The 26,290-nt window shown below is 63.1% G+C and carries 27 protein-coding genes; 15 read left to right on the top strand and 12 right to left on the bottom strand.

The genetic code is table 11. The annotated features are described in order from the left end of the window. The first annotated feature begins 65 nt into the window (after positions 1-65). The 5 genes from HJC04_RS03995 (at position 66) to HJC04_RS03970 (ending at position 5,436) form a co-directional block, all read left to right on the top strand. Positions 66-1,586 (top strand): mechanosensitive ion channel family protein, encoded by a 1,521-nt coding sequence (locus HJC04_RS03995; protein ID WP_221144897.1) that lies wholly within the window; start codon positions 66-68, stop codon positions 1,584-1,586. 187 nt (positions 1,587-1,773) lie between these two features. Next, entirely contained in the window at positions 1,774-2,094 is a 321-nt protein-coding gene (locus HJC04_RS03990) for an XRE family transcriptional regulator (protein ID WP_221145205.1), read from the top strand. Continuing rightward, positions 2,095-2,355, top strand: a complete 261-nt coding sequence (locus HJC04_RS03985) for a hypothetical protein (RefSeq protein ID WP_210632563.1) — start codon at positions 2,095-2,097, stop codon at positions 2,353-2,355. It begins immediately after the preceding gene. Positions 2,356-2,366: 11 nt separating this feature from the next. After that, complete coding sequence (locus HJC04_RS03980; protein WP_210632561.1) at positions 2,367-2,606, top strand: hypothetical protein; 240 nt, start codon at positions 2,367-2,369, stop codon at positions 2,604-2,606. Between the two features lie 268 nt (positions 2,607-2,874). After that, on the top strand, positions 2,875-5,436 hold the full coding sequence (locus tag HJC04_RS03970; RefSeq protein WP_221144895.1) for an FAD-dependent oxidoreductase: 2,562 nt from the start codon (positions 2,875-2,877) through the stop codon (positions 5,434-5,436). A 99-nt stretch (positions 5,437-5,535) separates the two neighbouring features. Here the strand turns inward: HJC04_RS03970 and HJC04_RS03965 are convergent, their stop codons facing one another. After that, positions 5,536-6,273 (bottom strand): phosphatase PAP2 family protein, encoded by a 738-nt coding sequence (locus HJC04_RS03965; protein WP_210632558.1) that lies wholly within the window; start codon positions 6,271-6,273, stop codon positions 5,536-5,538. Positions 6,274-6,453: 180 nt separating this feature from the next. Between HJC04_RS03965 and HJC04_RS03960 the strand changes: the two genes are divergently transcribed. Continuing rightward, a complete protein-coding gene (locus HJC04_RS03960; RefSeq protein ID WP_221144893.1) occupies positions 6,454-6,996 on the top strand; it encodes a hypothetical protein in 543 nt (180 codons plus the stop codon). A 13-nt stretch (positions 6,997-7,009) separates the two neighbouring features. On the opposite strand, the gene hutH (HJC04_RS03955) is transcribed toward HJC04_RS03960, so the two are convergent. From hutH (HJC04_RS03955) to HJC04_RS03935, 5 genes are all read right to left on the bottom strand, one after another. Further along, positions 7,010-8,503 (bottom strand): histidine ammonia-lyase, encoded by a 1,494-nt coding sequence (gene hutH, locus HJC04_RS03955; protein ID WP_221124001.1) that lies wholly within the window; start codon positions 8,501-8,503, stop codon positions 7,010-7,012. Continuing rightward, the gene (locus HJC04_RS03950) at positions 8,500-9,276 is read right to left on the bottom strand and encodes an ABC transporter ATP-binding protein (protein WP_040111353.1); all 777 of its coding nucleotides are present in this window, start codon (positions 9,274-9,276) and stop codon (positions 8,500-8,502) included. The genes hutH (HJC04_RS03955) and HJC04_RS03950 overlap by 4 nt, the downstream gene beginning before the upstream one ends. A 27-nt stretch (positions 9,277-9,303) precedes the next feature. Next, complete coding sequence (locus HJC04_RS03945; RefSeq protein WP_168296488.1) at positions 9,304-10,008, bottom strand: ABC transporter permease; 705 nt, start codon at positions 10,006-10,008, stop codon at positions 9,304-9,306. 10 nt (positions 10,009-10,018) lie between these two features. Next, on the bottom strand, positions 10,019-10,744 hold the full coding sequence (locus HJC04_RS03940; RefSeq protein WP_168296487.1) for an ABC transporter permease: 726 nt from the start codon (positions 10,742-10,744) through the stop codon (positions 10,019-10,021). Positions 10,745-10,849: 105 nt separating this feature from the next. Further along, positions 10,850-11,692 carry a transporter substrate-binding domain-containing protein gene (locus tag HJC04_RS03935; protein WP_221144891.1) on the bottom strand — a complete coding sequence of 281 codons (843 nt, stop codon included), beginning with the start codon at positions 11,690-11,692 and terminating at the stop codon, positions 10,850-10,852. 193 nt (positions 11,693-11,885) lie between these two features. Here HJC04_RS03935 and hutC (HJC04_RS03930) point away from each other — a divergent pair, with 193 nt between their 5' ends. Continuing rightward, a complete protein-coding gene (gene hutC, locus HJC04_RS03930) occupies positions 11,886-12,641 on the top strand; it encodes a histidine utilization repressor (RefSeq protein ID WP_168296485.1) in 756 nt (251 codons plus the stop codon). 32 nt (positions 12,642-12,673) lie between these two features. Here hutC (HJC04_RS03930) and hutC (HJC04_RS03925) read toward each other — a convergent pair whose 3' ends face one another. Then, positions 12,674-13,396, bottom strand: coding sequence for a histidine utilization repressor (hutC, locus tag HJC04_RS03925; RefSeq protein WP_221144889.1), 723 nt, complete (start codon positions 13,394-13,396; stop codon positions 12,674-12,676). A 61-nt stretch (positions 13,397-13,457) separates the two neighbouring features. Continuing rightward, positions 13,458-14,804 carry a formimidoylglutamate deiminase gene (locus HJC04_RS03920; RefSeq protein ID WP_210632553.1) on the bottom strand — a complete coding sequence of 449 codons (1,347 nt, stop codon included), beginning with the start codon at positions 14,802-14,804 and terminating at the stop codon, positions 13,458-13,460. A 122-nt stretch (positions 14,805-14,926) separates the two neighbouring features. Here HJC04_RS03920 and hutI point away from each other — a divergent pair, with 122 nt between their 5' ends. From hutI to HJC04_RS03890, 6 genes are all read left to right on the top strand, one after another. Next, on the top strand, positions 14,927-16,189 hold the full coding sequence (hutI, locus tag HJC04_RS03915; protein WP_221144887.1) for an imidazolonepropionase: 1,263 nt from the start codon (positions 14,927-14,929) through the stop codon (positions 16,187-16,189). Beyond that, the gene (gene hutH / locus HJC04_RS03910) at positions 16,186-17,721 is read left to right on the top strand and encodes a histidine ammonia-lyase (RefSeq protein ID WP_221144885.1); all 1,536 of its coding nucleotides are present in this window, start codon (positions 16,186-16,188) and stop codon (positions 17,719-17,721) included. The genes hutI and hutH (HJC04_RS03910) overlap by 4 nt, the downstream gene beginning before the upstream one ends. Positions 17,722-17,770: 49 nt before the next feature. Next, a complete protein-coding gene (gene hutG / locus HJC04_RS03905; RefSeq protein WP_221144882.1) occupies positions 17,771-18,574 on the top strand; it encodes an N-formylglutamate deformylase in 804 nt (267 codons plus the stop codon). Between the two features lie 24 nt (positions 18,575-18,598). Then, entirely contained in the window at positions 18,599-20,272 is a 1,674-nt protein-coding gene (gene hutU, locus HJC04_RS03900; RefSeq protein WP_221144880.1) for a urocanate hydratase, read from the top strand. Positions 20,273-20,277: 5 nt separating this feature from the next. Then, positions 20,278-20,853, top strand: a complete 576-nt coding sequence (locus HJC04_RS03895; protein WP_221144878.1) for a HutD family protein — start codon at positions 20,278-20,280, stop codon at positions 20,851-20,853. Between the two features lie 175 nt (positions 20,854-21,028). Continuing rightward, positions 21,029-21,658: a J domain-containing protein gene (locus HJC04_RS03890; protein WP_011427926.1), complete on the top strand. Its 630-nt coding sequence runs from the start codon at positions 21,029-21,031 to the stop codon at positions 21,656-21,658. A gap of 11 nt (positions 21,659-21,669) precedes the next feature. Here the strand turns inward: HJC04_RS03890 and HJC04_RS03885 are convergent, their stop codons facing one another. The 3 genes from HJC04_RS03885 to HJC04_RS03875 form a co-directional block, all read right to left on the bottom strand. Beyond that, the gene (locus tag HJC04_RS03885; protein ID WP_221144876.1) at positions 21,670-22,371 is read right to left on the bottom strand and encodes a DUF899 family protein; all 702 of its coding nucleotides are present in this window, start codon (positions 22,369-22,371) and stop codon (positions 21,670-21,672) included. A gap of 228 nt (positions 22,372-22,599) precedes the next feature. Beyond that, positions 22,600-22,998, bottom strand: coding sequence for a DoxX family protein (locus HJC04_RS03880; protein ID WP_086083302.1), 399 nt, complete (start codon positions 22,996-22,998; stop codon positions 22,600-22,602). A gap of 115 nt (positions 22,999-23,113) precedes the next feature. Then, positions 23,114-23,962: a class III extradiol ring-cleavage dioxygenase gene (locus HJC04_RS03875; protein WP_210632541.1), complete on the bottom strand. Its 849-nt coding sequence runs from the start codon at positions 23,960-23,962 to the stop codon at positions 23,114-23,116. A 128-nt stretch (positions 23,963-24,090) separates the two neighbouring features. Between HJC04_RS03875 and HJC04_RS03870 the strand changes: the two genes are divergently transcribed. Then, complete coding sequence (locus HJC04_RS03870) at positions 24,091-24,990, top strand: LysR family transcriptional regulator (RefSeq protein WP_210632540.1); 900 nt, start codon at positions 24,091-24,093, stop codon at positions 24,988-24,990. 405 nt (positions 24,991-25,395) lie between these two features. On the opposite strand, the gene HJC04_RS03865 is transcribed toward HJC04_RS03870, so the two are convergent. Beyond that, positions 25,396-25,578, bottom strand: coding sequence for a hypothetical protein (locus tag HJC04_RS03865; RefSeq protein WP_085780917.1), 183 nt, complete (start codon positions 25,576-25,578; stop codon positions 25,396-25,398). A gap of 70 nt (positions 25,579-25,648) precedes the next feature. Here HJC04_RS03865 and HJC04_RS03860 point away from each other — a divergent pair, with 70 nt between their 5' ends. Then, positions 25,649-26,290 (top strand): alpha/beta fold hydrolase, encoded by a 642-nt coding sequence (locus tag HJC04_RS03860; RefSeq protein WP_210632539.1) that lies wholly within the window; start codon positions 25,649-25,651, stop codon positions 26,288-26,290.

Below are 26,290 nucleotides of genomic sequence, written 5' to 3'. Positions count from 1 at the left end.
TCTTCGACCGGTCATTGCCATAGCGGTTCTGGCCGCACTCAGCCTTCTCTCGCGAGTCGATTTCAATGCTTGACAATCCCACTTGGCCCGACGTGCTTTCCGATCCCATCGTCCAGGTCGGAATGCTGGCCGTGGTCGGCGCGATGGTTACCCGAATTGCCCTTCGCCGCTTCCCGAGCTGGAAGCTGGCCGGTCAGGTGTTCTTCTTCGCGGCGCTGACCATCCTGCTTCTCTATCACGATATCGTGCCCTATGAGGTCAGCCCGACATCGTCGTCCACCTTCGAACGTGTCTTCATCGGCCTTGCCAAGGTGGTCTGGTGGATCAATGCCGCCTGGGCCTTGATCGGCTTCGTTCGTGTCTTCTTGATCTTCGAACGTCAACCGCGGGAGGGGCGCCTCGTTCAGGATCTGGTTATCGGCCTGATCTATCTCGGCGCGATCCTTTCGGTGGTAGCCTATGTCTTCAGCTTTCCCGTCGGGACGCTGATCGCCACCTCGGGCGTCTTCGCCATCATCCTCGGCCTGGCGCTGCAGAGCACGCTGAACGACGTCTTTTCAGGCATCGCCCTCAATCTCGGCCGGCCTTACACAATCGGCGATTGGATCGTCCTCACCGACGGCGTCGAAGGGCGTGTCGTCGAAACCAACTGGCGTTCCACGCATCTCCTGAACGGCACGAACGACCTCGTCATCCTGCCCAACAGCTTCCTTGCCAAGGTGGGGCTGACCAACCTCAGCAGCCCCGACCGCAGCCACGGTGTCATGCTGACGGTCCGCGTCGTACCGACGGCGGGGCCATCGACGATCGTCGAGGTCATGCGCACCGTGCTTTTGAGCAGCGGCTCTATCCTGACGGAACCAATGCCCGGCGTACAGGTCAAATCGCTCAATGCCGATGCGGTGGAGGTTGAGCTTTCTTTTCGCGTCAGGGATATTGGCCACGCTGGGCCGGCGAAGAATGAGATATTCGATCTCGTCTATCGCCACATCAAGGCTGCCGGCCTCACCCTGACGCGGCCGATCGATGCCGCGGGCCCGCCGCCCGACCGGATGCAGCCGGAAGAAATGGCAGGGCCGCATCGTCCGACGCCGCTGAAGCTCCTCGATGCCATCCCCCTGTTTTCCTCGTTGACGGAGGACGAGAAGGAAACGCTGGCCGCCTCGATGACGCGGCGGACCTTCAAGAAGGATGCGATTCTGATTGAACAGGGGGATACGGTGGCTTCGCTGATGATCGTGCGCAGCGGCGCCGTCATCGCGACGCGGAAGGAGGGCCAAAAGGAAATCGAAGTCGGACGATTGGCACCGGGCGACTATTTCGGCGAGAGCGGACTGCTGATCGGCGCCGGCGAAGCGGCAAGGCTGCGCGCCCTTACCTTCGTGGTCATTTACGAAATTGCGCAGACCAGTCTGACACCGCTGCTGCACGACCGGCCCGGCATCGCCGAGGAGCTCGCCGCCACGCTGTCCCGCCGCATAGAGACCGGCCAGCATTCATTCGTGACCGAAGGCACAACGTTGAACGGCAGCTCGATGACCTCGTTGCTTATGCGAATCCGCCACCTGTTCCAGGTGCCGCAATAGCGGTCAATGCCAGCCGAGACGATTGTCGGTGCGGAAGCTTCGGCGACTTTCGGCTCGTCCATCATAATGACGCGCAACCGCAACCGGCATAGACTGACAGTGAGCCTCGCTTGCTTTCTTCTGCTGCGGTTACATCTTTGTATTGCTGACCCAGAGCAAGAATCGAATTTCGATGCAAGGTAGTGATTTGTATCTATCTCCAGCCCAGTGCCGCGCCGCGCGGGCACTCATCGCCTGGTCTGAGGACGACCTGTCTTCAGCTTCGAAGATCGACAAGGCGACGATTGCCGGTTTCGAGGCGGGAGCGCATCTCCCTGATGAGAAAACTCTCCAGGCCATGAGGCGCAGCCTGGAAGATGCAGGCGCGTTGTTTATCCCGGAAGATGGCGGCGGCGCCGGCGTTCGCTTGGCAAGATCGCGATCGGCTTCTATAGACACGGACGAGACCGAGACGGTCCAATATGAAGAGCATCTCAAAAACGACGCCCCTCCCGGCGCTGGCGGTTGAATGGCAAAGAAACAGAAGCTTGAGCACTCCGAATTGGCGGGGGAATTTACCGATGACGGGGTTACGGTGCTCGTCGATATCTTTCGAACCGCCGGCAGCAACGGAGACTGGACGATGGAAGTCGTCACCCAGGCGGAGGATCTGATCCAGTGGGACGAGCCGTTCGCGACCGACCGTGAAGCCTTCGACGAATTCCTGGCGGTCGTGGCGCGGGACGGCATTCGATCCTTCCTCGACGATGAAGAGCCTTCCGTGCATTGAGGGACAGTCCCGTGAAAAGCATCAATGATCTCGTCGCCTCGGCGAAAACCGTCTGCGAGCGATATCGGGCCGGACGGATGGAGCGCGAGACCGTGCGCGAGTGGGTTCTCCGGCTGGGCGCCTATCCCTCGCCGCACGGGGATCGCGTGCGCGAAGCGGCCGAATGGTTCCGACTGCACAATCGCGAACCTGTTTCCGAAGATATCGTGCTGGGGGACATCGACCGGCTCGAGGCGATTTCAGCGTCGTGATCCGGGCGTGCGAGCTCTATCGGGAATAATTTCAGCCTCGATCCGGGCTGACGCAATTACGCCGTTACTCGACGGCGTAGGACCAATGACGATTGTGAGCCTTATGCATAATGGCTTATCCAGCTTCGAGAGGGAGAGGTCTGGGGTTTTGCAGCTTCGGCAAATGTGACACGCTCACGAGGCTGACATGACTCCTGCATCTCACGCGAAGCGTAAGCCAAGCGCGGCTAGGTAGTTTTAATTCGTGCGGAAATAGAAGGAACAGCACGTGGCAGCATTTCCGGAAAAGGCAAAGGTCGTCATCATCGGGCTCGGCGGCATCGTCGGCGCCTCCATCGCTCATCATCTCGTCGAGCGCGGATGGGACGACATCGTCGGCATCGACAAGTCGGGCATACCGACCGACATCGGCTCGACAGCCCATGCCTCGGACTTCTGTTACACCACCAGCCACGACTATCTGTCGGTCTGGACCACGCAATATTCGATCGATTTCTATGAGAAGATGGGCCATTACGCCCGCATCGGCGGCCTCGAAGTGGCGCGTACCGGCGACCATGCCTGGATGGAGGAAATCAAGCGCAAGCTTTCCTCGGCCCGCGCCTTCGGCACACGCGCCCATTATGTCAGCCCTGCCGAGATCAAGGAGAAGTTCCCGCTGATCGAGGAAGATCAGGTGATGGGCGGCCTCTTCGATCCGGATGCCGGCCTCGTCATTCCGCGCTCGCAGACCGTTGCCGGCAAACTGGTCGACGCCGCCGAAAAGGCCGGCAAGCTGCAGGTCTTCGGCAATACCCCGGCGAAGTCGCTGATCGTCGAAGGCGGCCGCATCAAGGGCGTCGTCACCCATCGCGGCACCATCATGGCCGACCACGTCATCGTCTGCGCCGGCCTCTGGGGACGCCTGATCGCCGAGATGGTCGGCGAAGACCTGCCGGTCATGCCGGTCGATCACCCGCTGACCTTCTTCGGTCCCTATAACGAGTTCGAAGGCACCGGCAAGGAGATCGGCTTCCCGCTGCTGCGCGACCAGGGCAACTCCGCCTATATGCGCGATACCGGCGACCCGGCGACGACCGAAGGCGGCCAGATTGAGTGGGGCTATTACGAAGCCAACAATCCGCGCATGTGCCATCCGCGCGAGCTTCTCGAAAAACACGAAGCCCGCCTTTCGCCGTCGCAGCGCGATCTCGAGATGGAACAGATCATCGAGCCGCTCGAGCGCGCCATGGAACTGACGCCGATCCTCGGCGAACTCGGTTATAACGAAGGCCATTCCTTCAACGGTCTGCTGCAGGTTTCCGCCGCCGGCGGTCCATCCTGCGGCGAGAGCCAGAAGGTGCGCGGCCTCTGGTATTGCGTCGCCATCTGGGTCAAGGATGGCCCCGGCTATGGCAAGCTGATCGCCGACTGGATGACCGACGGTCGGACCGAAATCGACCACAACAGCATTGATTACGCCCGCTTCTATCCGCATCAGCTGACGGAAGAGTTCATTGAAGGCCGCTGCTTCGAAGCCGCCCAGAAGATCTATTTCCCGGCTGTCCACACCCGCGAACCCTATGCCTCCGGCCGCAACGTCAAGCGCTCGCCCTTCTACGAGCGCGAAAAGGAGCTGGGCGGCTACTTCATGGAGCTCGGCGGCTGGGAGCGTGCGCACGGCTACGCCGCCAACGAGCACCTTCTGGAAAAATACGGTGACCGCGTGCCGGTTCGCGAGAACGAATGGGACAGCCGCCATTTCTGGCGCGTCTCGAATGCCGAGCATCTGGCGATGAGCGAGGATTGCGGCATCGTCAATCTCAGCCACTTCCACATGGTCGATATCGAAGGACCCGACCATGTCGAACTGATGGAATGGCTGTGCGCTGCCAAGATCGGCGGCGATGCCAACATCGGCAAGGGCGTCTACACCCATTTCCTCGACGACGAAGGCATGGTGCGCGCCGACTTCACCGTCTTCCGCATGGCCGACCGCTGCCGTCTCGTCAACGGCGCCGATGCCGGCCCGCGCGACCTGCACTATATGAAGCGCGTCGCTCAAGACCGCGGCCTTGACGTGACCGTCACCGACGTCTCGGAAAAATTCGTGACGATCGGCATCTGGGGTCCGAACGCGCGCGAGACGCTGAAGAAGGTCGTGGCCGATCCGGCCGGGCTCGATCAGGAAAACTTCGCCTTCGCGGCGATCAAGCCGATCGAAATATCAGGCAAGACCGTCACCGCCTTCCGCATCTCCTATGTCGGCGAGCAGGGCTGGGAACTGCACATGAAGTACGAGGACGGCCTCGCCGTCTGGGATGCGCTGCGCTCGACCGGCGTGATGGCCTTCGGCGTCGAGACCTATGCGAATTCGCGCCGCATGGAGAAGAGCCTGCGCCTGCAGAACGCCGACCTGCTGACCCAGTACAATCTGATCGAAGCCGATCTCGCCCGACCTAAGGTCAAGGAAGCCGATTTCCGCGGCAAGGCAAAACATCTGGAATACAAGGCGCGCGAGCACCAGCCGGCCATGCTGTGCACGCTCGTGATGACCGAGAATACCGACAAGACAGGCGTGAAGCGTTATCCTCTCGGCAACCTGCCGGTTGTCGATCCCGCCACTGGAGAGGTTCTGGTCGACGAACTCGGCCGCCGGTCCTACACGACCTCGATCGCCTACGGACCGACGGTCGGCAAGAACATTGCTTTGGCCTATCTGCCGTGGTCGCATTGCCAGGTCGGACGCAAGCTGAATATCGAGTATTTTGCCGAGAGCTACCCGGTGGAGGTTGTCGGCGTCGGATACAAGCCGATCTACGACCCGGAAAATCTGAAGCCGCGCACCTAAAGCGGTTCAGCTTTCAACGAAAGCGGCAGAACCTAAGCCCTCAAGCACCTGTGGCGCCGCCAGCACGGCGCCACATTCATGCGGTTGAGCCGCATTGAGCTATGTGTTGTCTCCATTTGCAGTCTCGACGCCATCGTCAGGCGCACGGCTCGGGACGAACCTCTTCGAGATCAGCCAGCAGCCGAGCGCCCACAGTGCCCCGGCGCACCATCCAGCAAAAACATCCGTGGGGTAATGGACGCCGAGATAGATCCGGCTGAACCCGATGATGACGGCGAGGAAGACGCCGACGCCCATGACGAAGATCCGCGTTGAGCGGTACCGCTGGGTGCGCGCCACCAGCGCCCCGAGCGTCAGATAGGTCACCGCCGAGACCATGGCGTGCCCGGAGGGAAAGCTGAGATCGCTGACCTCGATCAGATGCGGCACGACATCCGGACGCGGCCGCGCGACGAGGATCTTCAACAGCGTGCTCGCCAGCCAGCCCGATAGCACAGACGAAAAGACGAAGATCGCGATCGGCCAGCGCCGATCGAGCAAGAGATAGACGGTGATGAGAACCGTCAGCAGCGCCAGGACGGTGATGCCGCCGAGGCTGGTGATGTCGTCGACAGCGTGGGTCAGCCAGGCCGGACCGATCGGCACGGCAAGATCATCCGCCCGCCGCAGCGCCAGCAGAATCGCCTGGTCGAAACCAAAGGTCTCGCCCTCGAGTACCTCGCTCGTCAGCCGCTGCAGCACGAACAGCCCGCCGGCGACCGATGCCAGCATGATCAGGGTCAGTGGCTCATAGGCGTTGAGCCTCGCCAGGAAACCGCTTCGTCGAACCTCCGTCATGCCTGCCGTCGAGCTCCCTTCGCATCATGTCCTCACCTGCCAAATCGGCAAGGCGAGGCGAAAATTCAAGACCTTGCGGCCGTCGAGGAGCCGCTCGCCGCCTGGTTTCCAAACCGTCGGTAGCAAAAGCTCAACCTTCTTTTGCTATGGCTGAAGCCGATTGGCCTGGAGGTTTCGGCGATGAAAATTCTGACCGCGATGGTTCTGCTGGCATCCGCCCTGCAGCCGGCTTCCGCCTCCGGCGAGACCGAATGGATGGGCGGCGCAAGACAATGGTCGGTGGGCTATGCCAACGAACAGCCTGCCTACTGCCGCCTGCGCTGGGACAGCGAGATCGGCAAGACCATGGAATTCCGCCAGAGCGCGAGCGAGACCTTCTGGCTCGTTGCCAAGACTACATGGGACATTCCAGCCGATACCAAAACCGAGGTGACGCTCACCGATCGCCAAGTGACGAAGGTGGTCGCGGCCGAGTTTTTCGACAAGAATACGCTTCGCCTCTGGCCAGTGGGCAGCAAGGGAAGCGCTGGACTGAAGAAGATCATCAAGAATTCGTTTGCCGGAACCCCTGATGTGCAGCTGACCTTTGCCGGCGACGAGGGCGACTGGACGCTGCCACTCTCGCGGGTAGACCAGCTCTACCCCACCTTCGCCCAATGCCTCAAACGCCTCGAGGCTGGCGGAAAGCTGAAGCAGGATTCCGACACCAGCAAGCCGTTCTGACGGTCAGCCCGATTCAATTCATCGGTGGCGGCGCAGTCTCGCGGACCAGGCTGCGCACCGCCTCGATATCGCCGTTGAGCGGCCGCTCGTCGCCATAATGGGAGATATGCTCCCGCGCGGCCTGATAGACCAGATCCGTCCCGGCCGCCCGGGGCGCTGTCGCCGCCAGAAAATCATGCGCCTGGGCGGCGGTCATCAGCTCGATCGCCAGGATATATTCGGCATTGTCGATGACCGCGAGCAGCTTGCCGGCGGCGGCTGTGGGATGGGCGAGGAAATCCTCCTGCAGGCCGGAGGTCAGGCCGCCGTCCATCGCCGCGGGCGCGGCAAGGCGGCGGTTTTCATTGCTCAGCGCGGCGGCGGTATATTGCGCGATCATGAAGCCGGAATGGCTGCCGGCGTCGCTCGCGAGAAACGGCGGCAGGCCGCTCACCAGCGGATTGACCAGCCGGTCCATGCGCCTTTCGCTGATCGCGCCGATCTGCGCCAGTGCAATGGCGAGACTGTCAGCCGCCTGCCCGAGCGCCGGGGCGACGGCATGGGCTTCGGAGGAGACGATCGGCTGCTCCGGCGTGCCCGAGACGGCCGGATTGTCCGTCACTGAAGCAAGCTCCTGGTTGACGATGCGAGCCGAATTGTCGAACACGTCGCGGGCGGCGCCATGCGCATGCGGCACCGAACGGAGGCTGAGCGCATCCTGGGTGCGCCGGCCGAAGGCGGCGGCGACAAGGCCGCTGCCGCGAAGGCGGGCACGAAGGGACGCTCCCACCTTTTCAATTCCCGCCGATGGGCGCAGCGCCAGCACCGCCTCGTCGAAGGCGGCGATCTGGCAACCCGCCGCTTCCAGCGTCAGCGCGGCGATGGCATCGGCCCAGTCGAGCAGCCGTTCGGCGCGCATAAGTGCCGTGGCGGCCAGGCCGGTGGCGCAGGCCGTGCCGTTGACGAGGCTCAACCCCTCCTTGGCGCCGAGCACCAGCGGTTCGAGGCCGATCGCCGCAAGTGCCTGGCGGCCGCTCATGCGTTCTCCGCCCAGCATGGCGCTGCCTTCGCCGATCAGGACGAGCGCCGCATGGGCATTGTGGGTGAGGTAACCCGCCGAGCCTTTCGACGGCACGTCGGGAATGCAATCATGCGCCAGCAGGGCGGTGAGATGCTCGACGATCTCGCGCCGCACGCCGGAATGGCCATGGGCGAAATTGGCAATCTGAGCGGCAATGATGGCGCGCACGGCGCGGGCATCAAGCAACGGCCCGACACCGCAGGCGTGGCTGAGCACGATGCTGCGCGACAGCAGGCTCTGCGAGGCGCGATCGACCACGGTATCGGCCAGCGCCCCGACGCCGGTGTTGACGCCATAGGCGCGTACGCCGGTTTCGACGATGCTGGCGACGATGCGGCTTGCCTGCTCGACGCGCGCCCAGGCGGCCGGCGACAGCGCAAGAGCTTCCCCTGCCCCGACGCGCGCGACATCGCGCCAGGTCAGCACTCTATCGATGATGATCGTCATTGACCTGTCCCGAAATGGCCGATGAACTGGCGGAAGGCGGGGGTCGCGCCTGTTGTGAACATCTCGTCCGGCTTGCCGCTGCTTTCGATCAGCCCCTCGCGCATGAAGACGACGCGGTTCGAGACGTTGCGGGCAAAGCTCATCTCATGGGTGACGACGAGCATGGTCATGCCTTCCTCGGCAAGTGCCCGCATGACGCGCAGGACCTCACCGACGAGTTCCGGATCGAGCGCCGAGGTCGGCTCGTCGAACAGCATGACCTTCGGCTTCATCGCCAGCGCGCGGGCGATTGCGGCGCGCTGCTGCTGGCCGCCGGAGAGATGGGCGGGATAGGCATGGCGCTTGTCTGCGATGCCGACCTTTTCGAGCAGCGCTTCGGCCTCGGCGATGCAGTCGGCGCGCGGCCGCTTCAACACATGGATCGGCCCTTCGATGACGTTCTGCAGGATCGTCATATGGGACCAGAGATTGAAGGACTGGAACACCATGCCGAGTTCGGAGCGGATGTGGTCGACCTGCTTCTGGCTGGCCGGCCTTGTCTTGCCGTTCTTGTGAACCATCTCGATGTGCTCGCCATCGACCCAGATCTCACCGTCACTGGCGGTTTCGAGCAGGTTGATGCAGCGTAGAAAGGTCGATTTGCCGGAGCCGGAGGCGCCGAGCAGCGAGATCACATCGCCGTCCTCAGCATCGAGGGAAATGCCGCGCAGCACCTCGTGCGTGCCGAAGCTCTTGCGGATATTGCGGACCGAAAGTCGGGTTACGCCTGGCATGGTTGCTCCAATCGATTCAGGTTCCGCCTAGGCCTTCAGCGCCTGCGGGATCGCACGGCGGTGTCGGGACAGCGAATATTCGAGCAGAGCCATGCCCTGCAGGATGATGAAGTTCAAAACGAGATAGATGATCGCCGCGCAGAGGAAGACTTCCATCGTGCGGTAGGTCTGCGAGATCAGCCGCTGGGCCACACCGGTGACCTCCCAGACGGTGACGAGGCTGGCGAGCGCCGTCGATTTCATCATCAGCACGATCTCGGTCGAATAGGCCGGCAGCGCATGGCGGAAGGCGATCGGCGCCAGGATGCGGCGCACCATCAGGAAACCGGACATGCCGATCGAACGGGCCGCCTCGATCTCCTTCGGCGAAACCGCGCGGATGCCGCCGCGAAAAATCTCCGCCGTGTAACCGGCGGTGCAGAGCGCCAGCGACAGCACGGCGCAGACCATCGGCTCGCGCAGGAACGGCCAGAGGAAGGAATAGCGGATGACGCCGAACTGGCCGAGGCCGTAGAACACCAGGAACATCTGGATCAACAGCGGCGAGCCGCGAAAGACGAAGATATAGCCCTTGGCGAAACCCGACAGATAGCGGTTGCCGCTGACCCGCATCGTGACGATGACGAGCGCCAGCAGGCCACCGAAGAAGATCGACAGCGAAAACAGGATCAGCGTCGTCGGCACAGCCTTGAGCAGCGTCACCATGGTCGAGGCGAGAAAGGTGAAATCCATCGTCGTCCCCTTACGCCTGGCCCATGGCGGAGGCCGGCATGCTGCGATTGGCGCGGCGTTCCGCCCCGTTGAAGATGCGGTCGGAAAGGCTGGTCAGGATCAGGTAGAGGCAGCCGCCGGCGATGAAGAACAGGAAATATTGCCGGGTCGAACCCGCCGCCACCTGGCTGGTGCGCATCAGCTCGGCAAGGCCGGTGACCGAGATCAGCGCCGAATCCTTGAGGCTGAGCTGCCAGACATTGCCGAGGCCGGGAATGGCGAAGCGAAGCACCTGCGGGATGATGATGCGGCGGAAGCGCATGCCGCGATTCATGCCGATCGCCGAAGCGGCTTCGAGCTCACCCTTGGCGATCGCCAGATAGGCGCCGCGGAACACCTCCGCCTGATAGGAGCCGGAGATGATGCCGACGGCAAGCGCGCCGGCGGCGAAGGAAGGCAGGCCGAGGAAACCCTCGTAGCCCATCGCCTTGCCGATCGAAGTGACGGCGGAGGAACCGCCGAAATAGATGAGATAGATGATCAGCAATTCCGGCACGCCGCGAAAGACGGTCGTATAGACATTGCCGAAGGCGACGAGGAGAGGATTGCCGGAGAGCTTCGCACCCGCGACGATGGCGCCGAGCACCGCGCCGATCGCAAGCGCCGTCGCGGTGACGGCCAGCGTCATCAAGGCGGCGAGAATGAGCAGCGCGCCCCATCCCGTCGAGCCGAAGCCAAGCAGTTCCAAGGTTGCCATAGCGTCCGTTCCCCGTCCGTGGCAGTGTTTTGTCGATCGAGAATAACACGCGGTCTCCGGCGATAAAGCCGGAGACCGGCGCCTGCGGCCAAACGGCCGAAGCGATTACTGCTGCGGGCTGACGTCGACCTTGAACCACTTCATCGAAAGGTTCTTGACCGTGCCATCGGCCAGCGCCGACTTGATCGCCACGTTGAACTTGTCGCGCAGATCGGTGTCGGCCTTGCGGACGCCGAGGCCTTCGCCCTCGCCCCAGATCGAGCCGACGATCTCGGGACCGGTGAAGTCGAGCGCGCCGTTGGCGGCCTGGAAGGCATTGGCGAAATAGACGGCGTCATCGAAGCCGAGGTCGATGCGGCCGTTCTGCAGGTCGAGATCGCGGTCAGCGCCGGTCTTGTATTCGCGGATCTCGGCAATGTCGCCGAAATTGTCATAGACGAACTTGGCATAGACGGTCGCCGCCTGGATGCCGATCGTCTTGCCCTTGAAGGCCTCCTTCAGCGCGTCGATCTCCTTCACGCCGGTCTGGCCGGGCGTCATCTTGATCGTGGCGCCGGTGCCGGCGGCTTTCGCCAGCGGGCTGTCCTTGGCGGTGGCGAAGGCGGCGGGTGTCGCGGCATAGGGAACGGTGAAGTCGATGACCTGCTTGCGCTCCTCGGTGATCGACAGCGCGTCCATGATGACGTCGAACTTGCCGGCGTTGAGCGCCGGGATCATGCCGTCCCAGTCGGAAGCGACGAGCGTGCATTCGATCTTGGCGCGTTCGCAGAGCACCTTGGCAAGCTCCGGCTCGAAGCCGCCGAGCGTGCCGTCGGCATTGGTGAGGTTCCACGGCGCATAGGCGCCTTCAAGCGTAATGGTCGCCTTCGTCCAGTCCTTGGCAAAGGCGGGGGCAGCAAAGGCGGAAAGAGCGGCGACGCCGCAAAACAGGATTGTGCTGAATTTCATTGATGAATTCTCCTCTGGAGTTGAAACAGACCTTGCGGCGCCACGCCGATCTTCGCCGGCTTGCCCTTTCCGTCCTATTTTTGTGTCCAGGACCGATTGAGAGGTTGTATATGGTACCATATGAGATATTTTGTGATATGCAAGAGGAAAGTCGATTATGTGGCAAATTGCATCCGTGCAAAAGGAATAGGCAATGAAGCGGTCCGGCGAAATGAAGCGCGACCTGGCGGGAAATGACAGCACGCCGCTCTACGCCGGCGTCAAGCAGGTGATCCTCGACCGCATCCACAGCGGAGAATGGCCGCCGAAATACCGCGTGCCGTCGGAAAACGAGTTGGTCGTCGAACTCGGCGTCAGCAAGATGACCGCCAACCGGGCACTGCGCGAACTTGCCAACGAAGGCGAACTCGTCCGCATCCAGGGCGTCGGCTCATTCGTCGCCGAGCGCAAGGGATATTCGGCGCTGTTCGAGGTGCGCAACATCGCCGAGGAGATCGCCGAACGCGGCCATATCCACGAGGCCACTGTCGTCGTTCTGGCCCGGGAAACCGCCTCTCCCGAGATTGCCGACGCCTTGGAGTTGGCAATCGGCGCGGCCGTTTTCCACTCGCTGATCGTGCACAGCGAAAACGGCGTTCCGGTGCAGATCGAGGACCGGTTCGTCCATCCGGAGGCCGCTCCCGAATATCTCGAGCAGGATTTCACGACGCTGACGCCGAACGCCTATCTGACGGCGGCCGCCCCGCTCAGCGGCTCCGAGCATGTCGTCGAGGCGGCGATGCCGCAGGCATGGGAATGCAAGCTCCTGACCATCCTGAAGAGCGAGCCCTGCCTGACGATCCGCCGGCGCACATGGTCGGCAAAACAGGTCGTCTCGACCGCCCGCCTTGTCTATCCCGGCTATCGCTACCGGCTCGAGGCGCGCAGCGGCAAGATGTTCGAAGACTAAAACACTCGTTACCTTGTATATGGAACTTACGATTATTGCGACGCCGGCGTGAATCGCGCCATCAGCGCGTGACGATCGCCGGGATAGGTGAAGCGCACGTGGGTCACCGGGCCGGCGCCACTCCAGGTGCGGCGCTCGACCACCAGGCACGCAGTGTTGCGGGCGATGCCGAGGGCGGCCGCCACTTCGGCGCTGGCGGAGACGGCGTGAATCCGGTGTTCGGCGGTGCTCCACGGCACCTGGTTGAGCAGCCACGGCCCCGGCGCCACCGTCAGGAAATCGGCATCGGCCGCCTCCGGCACGGTCGCAAGGCTGATCAGCCGCTCCTCCAAACAGAAGGGCCGTGCGCCGGCATTGTGGATGCAGACGACTTCGACGACCGAGGACCCCAGAGGCAGCTCCAGCCGGCGGCTGTCCTCCGCCTTGGCCTTGCGGCTCGCCTTCTTCGACACCGCATAGGAATAGGGCAGGTTCAGCGACTGCACCTCGGCCTTGATGTCGTGGATTTCGAGAACCGCCGATTGCGCCTGCGGCTGGGTGACGAAGCTGCCGGATTTCTTGCGGCGCTCGATCAGGCCGGCCTTGGCGAGCTGGGTCAGCACCTTGTTCACCGTCATCCGCGAGACGTCATACTGCGTGGCGAGATCGACCTCGAAGGGAATGCGATGCCCCGGCGGCCATTCGCCCGACACGATACGGCCCTCGATGTCGCCCAGGATGCGCTGATGCAAGGTAGGATCCCTGCTTTGATTCATCGCCACGTTCCGATTTGGTTCCCCGATCTAGATCGAATGCGCCACCGTGAAAAGCGCTTTTTCAGGCAGCCAGCAACTCACCCATCGCAGCAAGGAAGCGACGATCGATGGCGTCACGCTTGAGATGGCGACCGCCCTCCACCTGTTTGCGGCCGCGCGCCCAGACGCAATCGACGGAAATGCCGCCGGCAAACAGCCAGTGATCGAGGATCTGGTCACCCGAGAGATAGGAAACGGCCGACGTATCGAGCGAAACGAAATCGGCATGACGGCCCTCGGCGATACCCGCCGGGGCCTTCAGCGCCGCACCGCCGCCGCAAAGCGCCTGGTTGAACAGGCAAAGCGCCGTCGAACCGCCGGGCGCGGCCACGACATTGCGGGCGCGCAGCGCCAGGCGCTGCGAATATTCGAGCTGGCGCAGTTCCTCCGGCAGGGAGATCCGCACGTTGGAATCCGAGCCGATGCCGTAACGCCCGCCCTCCTCAAGGAAGAGTGGCGCGGCAAAGGCGCCGTCGCCGAGATTGGCCTCGGTGATCGGGCAGAGGCCGGCAATCGCGCCGCTTTTCGCCATCCGCCGCGTCTCGTCCTCGGTCATGTGCGTCGCATGGATCAGGCACCAGCGCGCATCCACAGGCATGTGATCGAGCAGCCATTCGACCGGCCGCGCGCCCGACCAGGCGACGCAGTCCTCGACCTCCTTCACCTGCTCGGCAACATGGATATGGATAGGGCCCTCGCCCGCCAACGGCACGACCCTGGCCAGTTCCTCCGGGGTTGCCGCCCGCAAACTGTGGGGCGCCAGTCCGAGCTCGGCGCCATCGAGCCGGCCGATCACCGCCCGGCATCCTTCCATCAGCCTCTCGAAGCTTTCGAGCGAATTGATGAAGCGCCGCTGGCCGTCGATCGGCGCCGTACCACCGAAACCGGAATGGGCATAGAAGACCGGCAGCAGGGTCAGACCGATGCCCGTCTCCAGGCTCGCCGCACCGATACGTTCGGCGAGCTCGGCAATATTGGCATAGGCCGCTCCGTCCTTATCATGATGGAGATAGTGGAACTCGCCAACCCGGGAAAAGCCTGCCTCCAGCATCTCCGCATAGAGCTTGGCTGCGACCGCCTCGACATGCTCCGGCGTCATCGCCAAAGCGAACTTGTACATGACCGTGCGCCAGCTCCAGAAGCTGTCGTTTGCAGGACCGCGCACCTCGGCAAGACCGGCCATTGCCCGCTGGAAGGCGTGGCTGTGCAGATTGCCCATGGCCGGGACGATCAGAGCATGGCGCTCATCGCCGGGCGCAGCGGCAACCCCCACCTCGACCCGGGCGATGCGCCCGGCCTCGAGCGTCAGCCGCACGTCCTTCTGCCAGCCTTGCGGCGTCAGCGCCGTGCCTGCGTGAAGTGTAGTCATGGACTTTTCTCCCCTTCTGCCGCGCCGCCGATCTTTCTTTTCCAGAAGAGCGCGCAAAATTTCGCTTGTCACCTGCTTATTATGTATATACATGTTTCAGCATAAGGAAAGGCGCAAAGCTGATGACCGGGAACAATTTTTCTGAAGAGGCCGCATCCGCCGACGTCAGGCCGGCGCTGTGGCGCAATGCGCGCCTAGCGACCCTCGCACCTGACAAAGCCGGGCTCGGCATCATCGAAAAGGGCGCCGTTCTGATCGAATACGGCCGCATCGCCTTTGCCGGCGCCGAAAGCGAGCTGCCGGCATCGGCGATCGAACGCTCGGACATCATCGATCTCGAAGGCCGCTGGGTGACACCGGGTCTCGTCGACTGCCACACCCATATCGTTCACGGCGGCAATCGCGCCCGCGAATTCGAGATGCGGCTCGAAGGCGCGACCTATGAGGAGATTGCGCGGGCCGGCGGCGGCATCGTCTCCTCCGTTCAGGCAACCAATGCCCTGTCGGTCGAGGAGCTTGTCGCCACGGCGCTGCCGCGGCTCGATACGCTGCTGGCCGAAGGCGTGACGACGATCGAGATCAAATCCGGCTATGGTCTCAACCGAACCGGCGAAGTGAAGATGCTGCAGAGCGCCCGCCTGCTCGGCCATGTCAGGCCGGTCCGCGTCGCCACCAGCTATCTCGGCGCGCATGCGACGCCTGTCGACTATAAGGGCCGCAACGGCGACTATCTCGACGATGTCGTGCTGCTCGGTCTCGACGACATGTATAATCTCGGCCTTGCCGATGCCGTCGACGGCTTCTGCGAAGGCATTGCCTTTTCGACGGCCGAGATCGCCCGCGTCTTCGACAAGGCGAAGGCGCTCGGCCTGCCGGTCAAGCTGCATGCCGAGCAGCTCTCCAATCTCGGCGGCGCCAAGCTGGCGGCCGCCTATGGCGCGCTCTCCTGCGATCACCTCGAATATCTCGACGAGGAAGGCGTTGCGGCAATGGCCGCCGCCGGCACCGTCGCCGTGCTGCTGCCCGGCGCCTTCTACGCCATTCATGAAAAGCAGAAGCCGCCGGTGGAGGCGCTGCGCCGGGCGGGCGTGCCGATCGCGATCGCCACCGATTGCAATCCGGGCACCTCGCCGCTCACCTCGATGCTGCTCACGATGAACATGTCGGCGACGCTGTTCGGCCTCACCGTCGAGGAATGCATCGCCGGCGCCACCCGCGAAGGAGCCCGCGCGCTCGGCCTCATCGGCGAGACCGGAACGCTCGAAGCCGGCAAATCCGCCGATCTCGCCGTCTGGAATATCGAGAGCCTTGCCGAGCTCGTCTACCGCATCGGCTTCAACCCGCTTCATACACGCGTCTTCAAAGGCGAAAGGAACGGTCGATGACCATTACGCTCCACCCGGGCTCCGTCTCGCTCAAGGATCTGGAAAGCATCTATTGGACCGGCGAGCCGGCAAGGCTCGATCCCGCCTTCGATGCCGGTATCGCCAAGGCCGCCGCCCGCATCGCCGAGATCGCCGCCGGCAATGCGCCGGTTTACGGCATCAATACCGGCTTCGGCAAACTCGCCTCGATCAAGATCGACAGCGCCGACGTCGCCACGCTGCAGCGCAATCTCATCCTGTCGCATTGCTGCGGCATCGGCGCGCCGCTGCCGGAAAATGTCGTCCGGCTGATCATGGCGCTGAAGCTGGTCTCACTCGGCCGCGGCGCCTCCGGTGTGCGGCTGGAACTGGTGCGGCTGATCGAAGGCATGCTTGATAGGGGCGTCATCCCGCTGATCCCGGAAAAGGGCTCGGTCGGCGCCTCTGGCGATCTTGCGCCGCTCGCCCATATGGCCGCCGTGATGATGGGCGAGGCCGAAGCCTTCTTCGCCGGCGATCGCCTTTCCGGCGCTGAAGCTCTGGAAAGAGCCGGGCTGAAGCCGGTCGTGCTCGCCGCCAAGGAGGGTCTGGCGCTGATCAACGGCACCCAGGCCTCGACCGCACTGGCGCTCGCCGGCCTCTTCCGCGCCCATCGCGCCGCCCAGGCGGCCCTGATCACCGGCGCCATGTCCACCGATGCCGCCATGGGCTCTTCGGCGCCCTTCCATCCGGATATTCACACGCTGCGCGGCCATAAGGGCCAGATCGACACGGCTGCAGCCCTTCGCGCCCTGCTCGAACAATCGGTCATCCGCCAGAGCCACATCGAGGGCGACGAGCGCGTGCAGGATCCCTATTGCATCCGTTGCCAGCCGCAGGTCGACGGCGCCTGCCTCGACCTCTTGCGCTCGGTCGCCCGCACGCTGGAGATCGAGGCCAATGCGGTCACCGACAATCCGCTGGTGCTGTCGGACAATTCGGTTGTATCGGGCGGCAACTTCCACGCCGAACCGGTCGCCTTCGCCGCCGACCAGATCGCCCTCGCCGTCTGCGAGATCGGCGCGATCTCGCAGCGCCGCATCGCGCTGCTGGTCGACCCGGTGCTCTCCTACGGCCTGCCGGCCTTCCTCGCCAGGAAGCCGGGCCTGAACTCCGGCCTGATGATTGCCGAGGTCACCTCGGCGGCGCTGATGTCTGAGAACAAGCAGATGTCGCACCCCGCCTCGGTCGATTCGACGCCGACCTCGGCCAACCAGGAAGACCACGTCTCGATGGCCTGCCACGGCGCCCGCCGCCTCCTGCAGATGACTGAAAACCTGTTCGGCATTATCGGCATCGAGGCGCTGACCGCCGCCCAGGGCGTCGAACTGCGCGCGCCGCTCGCAACGAGCCCGGAGCTTTTGAAGGCGATCGCGGCAATCCGCAGGCAGGTGCCGAGCCTGGACGTCGACCGCTACATGGCAGACGACCTCGCCGCCGCCACCGAACTGGTGGCGACGGGCGCGCTGAACGCCTCGGTTTCGTCAGGCATCTTGCCGGTTTTGGAGGGCTGATCGCGATGTATCTGCACTCGGTACCCCGAGACGCCGGAGCTCTTTGCTTATGACCGAACCATATGAAATCCATCGAGGCACCTCCCCCGTCATCCTCGCCTTCCCCCATACCGGCACCGACGTGCCGCCGGCGATTTACGATCGCCTCAACGACAATGGCCGGATCCTCGCCGATACCGACTGGCACATCCATGAGCTCTATGATGGCCTGCTGTCCGACGCCACGACCGTGCGCGCCACCTTCCACCGCTATGTGATCGACGCCAACCGCGATCCCCAGGGCATCAGCCTTTATCCTGGCCAGAACACCACAGGCCTCGTCCCGGAAACCGACTTCGACGGCAAGGCGATTTGGAAGGATGGGCAGGCGCCTGACGCGGCCGATATCGCGGCACGGCTGCGGGACTTTCATGCGCCCTATCATGCCGCCCTTGCCGCCGAGATCGAGCGCGTCAGAGCAATCCACGGTGTGGCGATACTTTACGATTGCCACTCGATCCGCTCGCATATTCCCTTCCTGTTCGAAGGCAAGCTGCCGGATTTCAATATCGGCACCGACTTGGGCAAGACCTGCGACAGCGCCATCGAGCAGGCGACGCTGACCGTCACGCAAGCCGCCGAAGGTTACGACAGCGTGCTCAACGGCCGCTTCAAGGGCGGCTGGACGACCCGCCACTACGGCCGGCCCGAGACCGGCGTGCACGCGATACAGATGGAGCTCGCGCAATCGACCCATCTGCAGACCGAGGCGCCGCCCTTCGCCTATGACACGGCCAAGGCCGACAGGCTTCGCGTTCATCTCAAAGACATTCTGGTGCGCATCGAGCAGATCGCGCCAGGCCTGAAACGATAACGATCACTCGACAGGGGAACCGCCATGAGCAATCCACGCCACAATATCCGCGAAATCCGTGCGCCCCGCGGCAACGAGCTCAATGCCAAGAGCTGGATGACCGAAGCGCCGCTGCGCATGCTGATGAACAATCTCGATCCCGACGTCGCCGAAAATCCGAACGAGCTCGTCGTCTACGGCGGCATCGGCCGGGCCGCCCGTACCTGGGAGGACTTCGACCGCATCGTCGCGACGCTGAAGACGCTGACGGAAGAAGAGACGCTGCTGGTGCAATCCGGCAAGCCGGTCGGCGTCTTCCGCACCCACAAGGATGCGCCGCGGGTGCTGATCGCCAATTCCAACCTCGTGCCGCACTGGGCGACCTGGAATCATTTCAACGAGCTCGATAAGAAGGGCCTTGCCATGTACGGCCAGATGACGGCCGGCTCGTGGATCTATATCGGCACGCAGGGCATCGTCCAGGGTACTTACGAGACCTTCGTCGAGGCCGGCCGCCAGCATTACGGCGGCAATCTCAAGGGCAAATGGATCCTGACCGGCGGCCTCGGGGGCATGGGCGGCGCCCAGCCGCTCGCCGCCGTCATGGCCGGCGCCTGCTGCCTCGCCGTCGAATGCAATCCGGATTCGATCGACTTCCGCCTGCGCACCCGCTATCTCGACGCCAAGGCCGAAACGCTCGATGAAGCGCTTGCGATGATCGACGCCTGGACCAAGGCTGGGCAAGCCAAGTCCGTCGGCCTGCTCGGCAATGCCGCCGAAATCCTGCCGGAAATGGTTCGCCGCGGCATCCGCCCGGATATCGTCACCGACCAGACCTCCGCGCATGATCCGATCAACGGCTACCTCCCGAAGGGCTGGACGATGGCCGAGTGGAAGGCCAAGCGCGAGAGCGATCCGAAGGCGGTGGAAAAGGCCGCGCGCGCCTCGATGCGCGAGCATGTCGAGGCGATGATCGCCTTCTGGAATGCTGGCATCCCGACACTCGACTATGGCAACAATATCCGCCAGGTGGCCAAGGACGAGGGTCTCGAAAACGCCTTCGCCTTCCCGGGCTTCGTGCCGGCCTATATAAGACCGCTGTTCTGCCGCGGCATCGGACCCTTCCGCTGGGCGGCCCTCTCCGGCAATCCGGAAGATATCTACAAGACCGATGCAAAGGTGAAGGAGCTGCTGCCCGATAACAAGCACCTGCACAACTGGCTCGACATGGCCAGGGAACGCATCGCCTTTCAGGGCCTGCCGGCGCGCATCTGCTGGGTCGGTCTCGGCGACCGTCACCGCCTGGCTCTGGCCTTCAACGAAATGGTCAAGAACGGCGAACTTTCCGCGCCGATCGTCATCGGCCGCGACCACCTCGATTCGGGTTCGGTCGCCTCGCCGAACCGCGAAACCGAGGCGATGAAGGATGGCTCCGACGCCGTCTCCGACTGGCCGCTGCTGAACGCGCTGCTCAACACCGCCTCGGGCGCCACCTGGGTGTCGCTGCACCATGGCGGCGGCGTCGGCATGGGCTTCTCCCAGCATTCCGGCGTCGTCATCTGCGCCGATGGCACCGACGATGCGGCAAAGCGTCTCGAGCGTGTGCTCTGGAACGACCCGGCGACCGGCGTCATGCGCCACGCCGATGCCGGCTACGATATCGCCCTCGACTGCGCCCGCGACAAGGGTCTGCGCCTGCCCGGCATTCTCGGGAACTGAGCCTCGTGAAGATCCTGCGCGCCGGCGATTACAAACGCATGCCGTGGAAGAACGGCAAAGGAGAGACGGTGGAGATCGCCGCCTCTCCGGCTGCTGCCTCGATCGACGATTTCGATTGGCGCGTCAGCATGGCAGCGGTCGCAGAGGACGGGCCATTTTCGATTTTCCCGGGCATCGACCGGACGCTGGCGGTCCTCGACGGCAACGGCATGCTGCTCGAGATCGACGGCCGCACGCCGGCGCTGCTTACGACGGAAAGCGCTCCTCTTGCCTTCCCGGCTGACATCCCCGTCACCGCGAGGCTCGAAGACGGCGCGATCACCGACCTCAACGTCATGACGCGCCGGGGCGGTCTCACCCATAGCCTCACGCGAATCGACATCGACGGCGCCACACCCGTGCCATTGCCATCGCCGACATGCCTGTTCCTCTGCCATCGCGGCACGGTGTCATTCCGCCGGTCCGGCGAGACCGGGACGCTTGCAGCCGGCGACGCGCTGCTGATCGAGGATATGACGGCAATCGCGCTTGATATCGACGGCGAGGCCGGATGTTATCTTATCTCGATCGCCACCCACTGATTTTACGTTAATGGTTTGAGAACTCAATCGATTTCGGAACAAATCGGGGCGCTCGCAGCGCCGGTCGCGATATCAGGCCATGGACGCCATTCCTGCTTTCGGTCTAAACTTTGCCCTTCTGATGCAGAAGAAGACCTAGACTGCCCGTGACATCCAGGGCGGCAAGGGAGCAGGTGTGACGGATCCATACGATATTCTCGGCGTTGAACGCGATGCGGACGAGGCGAAGCTGAAGGCTGCCTATCGGCGCCTTGCCAAAGTCGCCCATCCTGATTCGGGCGGCGATACGGAAGCCTTCGACAATTTGCAGAAGGCCTATGCACTGCTGCTCGATCCGGTCCGGCGCAAGGTCTATGACGATACCGGCTATGACGTCGAGTTCGCCGATGCGGCCGAGCTGCAGGCGCTTGTGATGATCGAGAAGCTCGTGACCGACGCTGTTCTCGACGAGCGGGCGCCGGGAAGTTTTGATCCGGTCGCCGTCATGCAGGAAAGCCTCTCCGAGGAACTGCGCAAGGCGCGTTTCAGCAAGAGCGAGCTGGAACGCCACGCCTCACGCGTCGGCCTGCATCTGGAGCGGTTGGAAAAACAGTCCGGCCGCGATGTGCTCGCCCATATGTTCCGCGCCCGCATCGAAGCGATCTCCAAGGCGGTCGCGGAGACAGAGGCGAAGATCAAGGCGGCCGAACGCGCCGCCGACATGCTGAGCGGCTATGTCTACGATCTCGATCCATCGCTGCTGCCTGAGGCTTCGGTCACCAACCTCGAATGGATTGAGACCTCCAGAAACCGCTCCACCGGCTGACGCAACACCCGTCAGTAGGACAGCTTCGGATACCAATCCGGCGCCCGGCCGTCCGGCGTCGTATCGATCAGGGTCCAGAGCGGCATCAGATCGGGCGCGCCGCGCGGATCCTCGCCGGGATCAGCCGTCACGCCGCCCATTTCCTGGCTCCAGAAGTGGCGGATGGTGCCGTCGCGCCGGGTGAAGACGTTATAGGCCGCATCATCGCCGCCGCCTCTGCCGATGGCATGATAGTCGCGGCTGTAATCGCCCGACGGGTCGGAATAAAGCGGCAGATGGTGCCAGCCGCGCTCCTTCTTGAAGGCGAGCAGCCTGCCGATCGGCGAAAGCGCAACGACAGCAAGGGCGGCACGCTGCTGGATATCCGGCACCTCGCCATCCCAGGCCGACAGCAGCGAGGTGCACATCGGGCATGGACGCTCGCGCTCCGGCCCGAACATGTAGCTGTAGACGATCAGCGTGTCCTTGTCGGCGAAGAGCTCACTGAGCGAGATCGGCCCGCCGGCGCCTTCGAAGCGATAATCCTTCTTCACCTCCCCGCCCGGCGGCAGCGCCCGGCGCTGTCTCGCCACGCGCTCGATGTGCCGGCGCAATTCGATCTCTTCGGCCAGCAACGCGTCGCGGGCATTGCGATATTCCTCGCTCTCATTGGGAAAACGGACGCCGTTTTTTGCCGCGAGCACGGCGGCGGGTACCAGCTGCTGATCATCCATCACATATCCTCCTTCTGTCGTCGCGCGTCTCGGGGCGCTCAAAGGATGTGCCGCGATCGCAACGGATTTCCAGCACATCGTTAGGAAGACGATCCTCAGATGCGAAAATCGACAGGACCGGCGGGAAAATTCCGCACTTGAGGAGGCATGGAACAGAAAACCATCTAAGCGACCGAAACGACCGGCATGAAAAACGTCATGCCGGTGCGATTCCCGGATGAGGCCGTCTCAGGCCGTGGCGGGAGGACGCGCGTTGTCGAGCGTCCAGGCTCCGCCGCCGGCAAAGGCGATGTAGAGGAAGATGAAGCAGAACAGGATGGCACCTTCGCCCATGTTCAGCGCCGGCCAGAAGCCATACGGCGTGTGGCCCATGAAGTAGGCGGCAGCCATTTCGCCCGAAGCGATGAATGCGGCGATGCGCGTTTGAAATCCGACGAGCATCAGAGCAGAGGTGATCACCTCGATTGCGCCCGCAACCAGCAGGAGGGCGGGCAGCGGATAGGGTACGCCTTGAATCGGACCCGGAAACTGCAGAAACTTCATTGTGGCATGTTCGAGGAAGAGTAAGGCCGCCATGATGCGCAGAAGTGCGAGAATGTATGGCGTCCATTTGCCGGTATTGATCATCGAGTTTCTCCAAAGAGGTTGATGGGAGGTCAGGCGGCGGAGGCCGCCTTCTGAGTTCCTGGTTTCTTTCCAGAGCCTTATCGACATGGCGAAGACGGCTTGAAGATTTCGCCGGTCATTGCGCATCTCCATGTGATCGGGGGGTTGAGGGGGCGCGGCCGAAACGGAAGCTCGATGCGGTGAGCCCGCCGGCAAAATCCTTCTGGTGATAGGTGGTGGCGCCGGCTTCGTTCTCGGCGGCGCCGACGACCACCATCAGCGGGATGAGGTGGTCTTCGCGCGGATGCGCCGCCCGGGCGGCCGGCGCCTGCTGCCATTCGATCAGCCGCTCGGTGCGCTTGTCGCAGGCTGCGTGAACCAGTGTTTCCTGAAGCCAGGCGTCGAAGCGGCGGGACGGCTCATATCCGCCGGTGCCGCGCATGGCCGAAAGATTGTGATAGCTGAGACCGCTGCCGATGATCAGGACGCCCTCGTCACGCAAGGGCGCCAGCGCCCGGCCGACGCTGATGTGCAGCGCCGGATCATAACCCGCATCCAGCGAAAGCTGCACGACAGGGATGTTCTCTTCCGGATAGAGCGGCTTCATGATGCTGAACGTGCCGTGATCGTAACCACGCGTCGGATCGAGCGCCGCTTCGATGCCGCTCGCCCGCAGCAGATGCTGCACGCGGTCTGCGAGATCAGGCGAACCGGGGGCATTGTAGGTGATGTGATAGAGGTGTTCGGGAAAGCCGTGATAGTCGTAGACCATGCCCGGCTTGACGCCCGACGATATGACAAAACCTTCCTCTTCCCAGTGCCCCGAGACCACGAGGATCGCCTTCGGCGCATCGCCGAGTTCAGCGCGCATGTCGACCAGCGACCGTTCGAGCACGTCGAAGTTGCGACGGAATTCTCCTGTCATGTAGGGCCAGGGACCACCGCCATGGCTGACGAAATAAGTCGGGAGTCTGGAATTTGTCACCGGAATTGTCCTTGGGCATCATTGTCGCGAGCATTGGGCAGCGCTTCGATAGGAAGATTTTGATTTTTTCTCCATTATTGATCAACGTGGCAGATATTGAAGAACCATTTCCTGGGTGTTGATGATCAGTGGATACGTTGACGAGCCTGCGGGTGTTTTGCACCGTCGCCGAACTGAAAAGCTTCACCGCTGCTGCCGATCGCCTGGGCGTTTCACCGGCAATGGCGAGCAAGCATGTGATGCAGCTCGAGAACCGGCTGGGCACGCGGCTGCTCAACCGAACCAGCCGGCACGTCAGCCTGACGGAGACAGGGCGGCTTTACTTCAACCAGACCAGGGAGATGCTCGAACGGCTGGACGAGGTGGAAGACGCCATCGGGAATGTGACGGTCGCTCCCCGCGGCATGCTGAAACTGAGTGCGCCGGTTTGGGCGGCAACCAACTATTTTACCGACATGCTGACAGCGTATAACCGGCGCTACCCCGATGTCTGCCTGGACTTGGATCTCAGCGGCCGGCTGGTCAACCTGGTTGACGAAGGTTTCGATCTGGCGCTGCGGGCAACGTCGCAGGACCGGCTCGATCCGGGCCTCGTCGCCCGCCCGCTGACGAACGTGCAGTTCCGTCTCATGGCCTCGCCGGATTACCTCGAGCGAACCGGGCGGCCCCGAAACGTCGGCGAGCTCAACGGCCACGCACTGCTTCGCTACTCCGGTGTCAATTTTGGGGAAAGCATGTCGCTGGAAGGTCCGGACGGACCACACAAGATCACCTTCCGCACGGTGATGCAGAGCGACAACGAGACAATTATGCACCTGGCGGCCCTGCGCGGCATGGGCCTCGCCTTCCTGCCGACATGGATGGCTGAGCAGGATATCGAGGCAGGCCGCCTGGAGATCGTGCTGCCGGCCATTATGCTCGGTTTCAACAGCACGCTTTACGCCGTCTATCCGAGCCGCAAATATCTCTCGGCCAAGGTCCGTACCTTCATCGATTTTCTGACGGCGAGCACGCGGGAGATGGGATAATCCTCGCTCAGCGAGAACACCGGCGCGAAAAAAATCCCACTTCGGACTCCCGAAATCCGCCCGCTTCGGGATTCCGAAATTCGACGCCTTTTCAGCCATGTGCCCGTGGAATAAAATTGAACGATTTCAACGACGCAGCCAATTTCGGGATTCCGAAGTGCTCTATAGATTATGGTGGGAGTTGCTCGCTATCGCCACCAATGCAAACCCAAGCCGTGATTCCACGCGACGTCGGAAAAGCAAAAAGGGCGCTCGACCCTTGCGGGGAGCGCCCTTATCCTGTCGGACAGCGAACAGCTCGACGACGTCGATACCGGGCGCATCCATTTTTCAGGCAGAGCCGCTATATGGACGCTTGCATTCGCCGTTTCAAGGGGTTTTTGCATCATCTTTAGCGAGCGGCCGCTAAAGGGCGGCGCCGGTCACCGGATTGACCACCGGCCGCTCGCTTTTATCGCCCTCCCCAGCCGGTTGCACGGCCGGCGGGGCCATCGATTCGGCGTCGGCGGGTTCCGGCTTGCCGGGTACGGCATTGACGTCCTTGGGACGGCGCTGCTCGGGCTTTACGTTTTCATCATTCGTCGACATTGTCTGTCTCCTTTCCAGGGAAGAAGCCCGGGCTGCCGACATGGTTCCGGCGGCGGATGGAGGATTGCCGATGCTTGAAAGGTTTTTGCTGCAGGGGCCGCAGGATGCGCGCTTCACCATCCTTCTTGCCCATGGCGCCGGCGCGCCGATGGATTCGGCTTCGATGACAGCGGCGGCCGACGCGCTTGCCGGCGTCGGCTTTCGCGTCGCCAGGTTCGAATTCGCCTATATGGCCGCCCGCCGCACTGCGGAAGGGCGCAAGCCGCCGCCGCGCGCCGAAACCCTTAACCCCGAATATGAGGCGGCGATTGCCGCGCTCGACGCTGGCGGTCCTCTCATCATCGCCGGCAGGTCGATGGGCGGACGGGTTGCGAGCATGGTCGCCGACGGTCTCTATGACAGGGGAAGGATCGCCGGCCTGCTCTGCCTCGGCTATCCCTTCCATCCACCCGGCCAGCCGGACAAGCTGCGCACCAGCCATCTCTTGGGCCTGAAGACGCCCACACTGATCTGCCAGGGAACACGCGACGAGTTCGGCACGAAGGACGAAGTGCCGGGCTACGACCTCTCCGACAGGATCGAGGTCCTCTGGCTCGAGGACGGGGATCACGACCTGAAGCCGCGCAAGAAAATTTCCGGTTTCTCCGCTGCCGATCACCTCGCGACGATGGCAAAGACGGCAAAGGCATGGGCCGAGCGCCTGCCGGTTTAA

It is taken from the genome of Rhizobium sp. NLR8a, assembly GCF_019685235.1.
Taxonomy (GTDB): domain Bacteria; phylum Pseudomonadota; class Alphaproteobacteria; order Rhizobiales; family Rhizobiaceae; genus Rhizobium.
Note: the sequence above shows the minus strand (reverse complement) of the source record. Positions and strands in the feature narration are given on the sequence as shown.

Coding starts and splice junctions, on each gene's coding strand:
- hutC (WP_221144889.1), bottom strand. CDS start 13,396: ATGAATCAAAGCAGGGATCCTACCTTGCATCAGCGCATCCTGGGCGAC.
- HJC04_RS03950 (WP_040111353.1), bottom strand. CDS start 9,276: ATGCCAGGCGTAACCCGACTTTCGGTCCGCAATATCCGCAAGAGCTTC.
- HJC04_RS03940 (WP_168296487.1), bottom strand. CDS start 10,744: ATGGCAACCTTGGAACTGCTTGGCTTCGGCTCGACGGGATGGGGCGCG.
- HJC04_RS03885 (WP_221144876.1), bottom strand. CDS start 22,371: ATGGATGATCAGCAGCTGGTACCCGCCGCCGTGCTCGCGGCAAAAAAC.
- hutH (WP_221144885.1), top strand. CDS start 16,186: ATGACCATTACGCTCCACCCGGGCTCCGTCTCGCTCAAGGATCTGGAA.
- hutI (WP_221144887.1), top strand. CDS start 14,927: ATGACCGGGAACAATTTTTCTGAAGAGGCCGCATCCGCCGACGTCAGG.
- HJC04_RS03935 (WP_221144891.1), bottom strand. CDS start 11,692: ATGAAATTCAGCACAATCCTGTTTTGCGGCGTCGCCGCTCTTTCCGCC.
- HJC04_RS03965 (WP_210632558.1), bottom strand. CDS start 6,273: ATGACGGAGGTTCGACGAAGCGGTTTCCTGGCGAGGCTCAACGCCTAT.
- HJC04_RS03945 (WP_168296488.1), bottom strand. CDS start 10,008: ATGGATTTCACCTTTCTCGCCTCGACCATGGTGACGCTGCTCAAGGCT.
- HJC04_RS03920 (WP_210632553.1), bottom strand. CDS start 14,804: ATGACTACACTTCACGCAGGCACGGCGCTGACGCCGCAAGGCTGGCAG.
- hutH (WP_221124001.1), bottom strand. CDS start 8,503: ATGACGATCATCATCGATAGAGTGCTGACCTGGCGCGATGTCGCGCGC.
- HJC04_RS03995 (WP_221144897.1), top strand. CDS start 66: ATGCTTGACAATCCCACTTGGCCCGACGTGCTTTCCGATCCCATCGTC.
- HJC04_RS03880 (WP_086083302.1), bottom strand. CDS start 22,998: ATGATCAATACCGGCAAATGGACGCCATACATTCTCGCACTTCTGCGC.
- HJC04_RS03865 (WP_085780917.1), bottom strand. CDS start 25,578: ATGTCGACGAATGATGAAAACGTAAAGCCCGAGCAGCGCCGTCCCAAG.
- hutC (WP_168296485.1), top strand. CDS start 11,886: ATGAAGCGGTCCGGCGAAATGAAGCGCGACCTGGCGGGAAATGACAGC.
- hutG (WP_221144882.1), top strand. CDS start 17,771: ATGACCGAACCATATGAAATCCATCGAGGCACCTCCCCCGTCATCCTC.
- hutU (WP_221144880.1), top strand. CDS start 18,599: ATGAGCAATCCACGCCACAATATCCGCGAAATCCGTGCGCCCCGCGGC.
- HJC04_RS03985 (WP_210632563.1), top strand. CDS start 2,095: ATGGCAAAGAAACAGAAGCTTGAGCACTCCGAATTGGCGGGGGAATTT.
- HJC04_RS03960 (WP_221144893.1), top strand. CDS start 6,454: ATGAAAATTCTGACCGCGATGGTTCTGCTGGCATCCGCCCTGCAGCCG.
- HJC04_RS03860 (WP_210632539.1), top strand. CDS start 25,649: ATGCTTGAAAGGTTTTTGCTGCAGGGGCCGCAGGATGCGCGCTTCACC.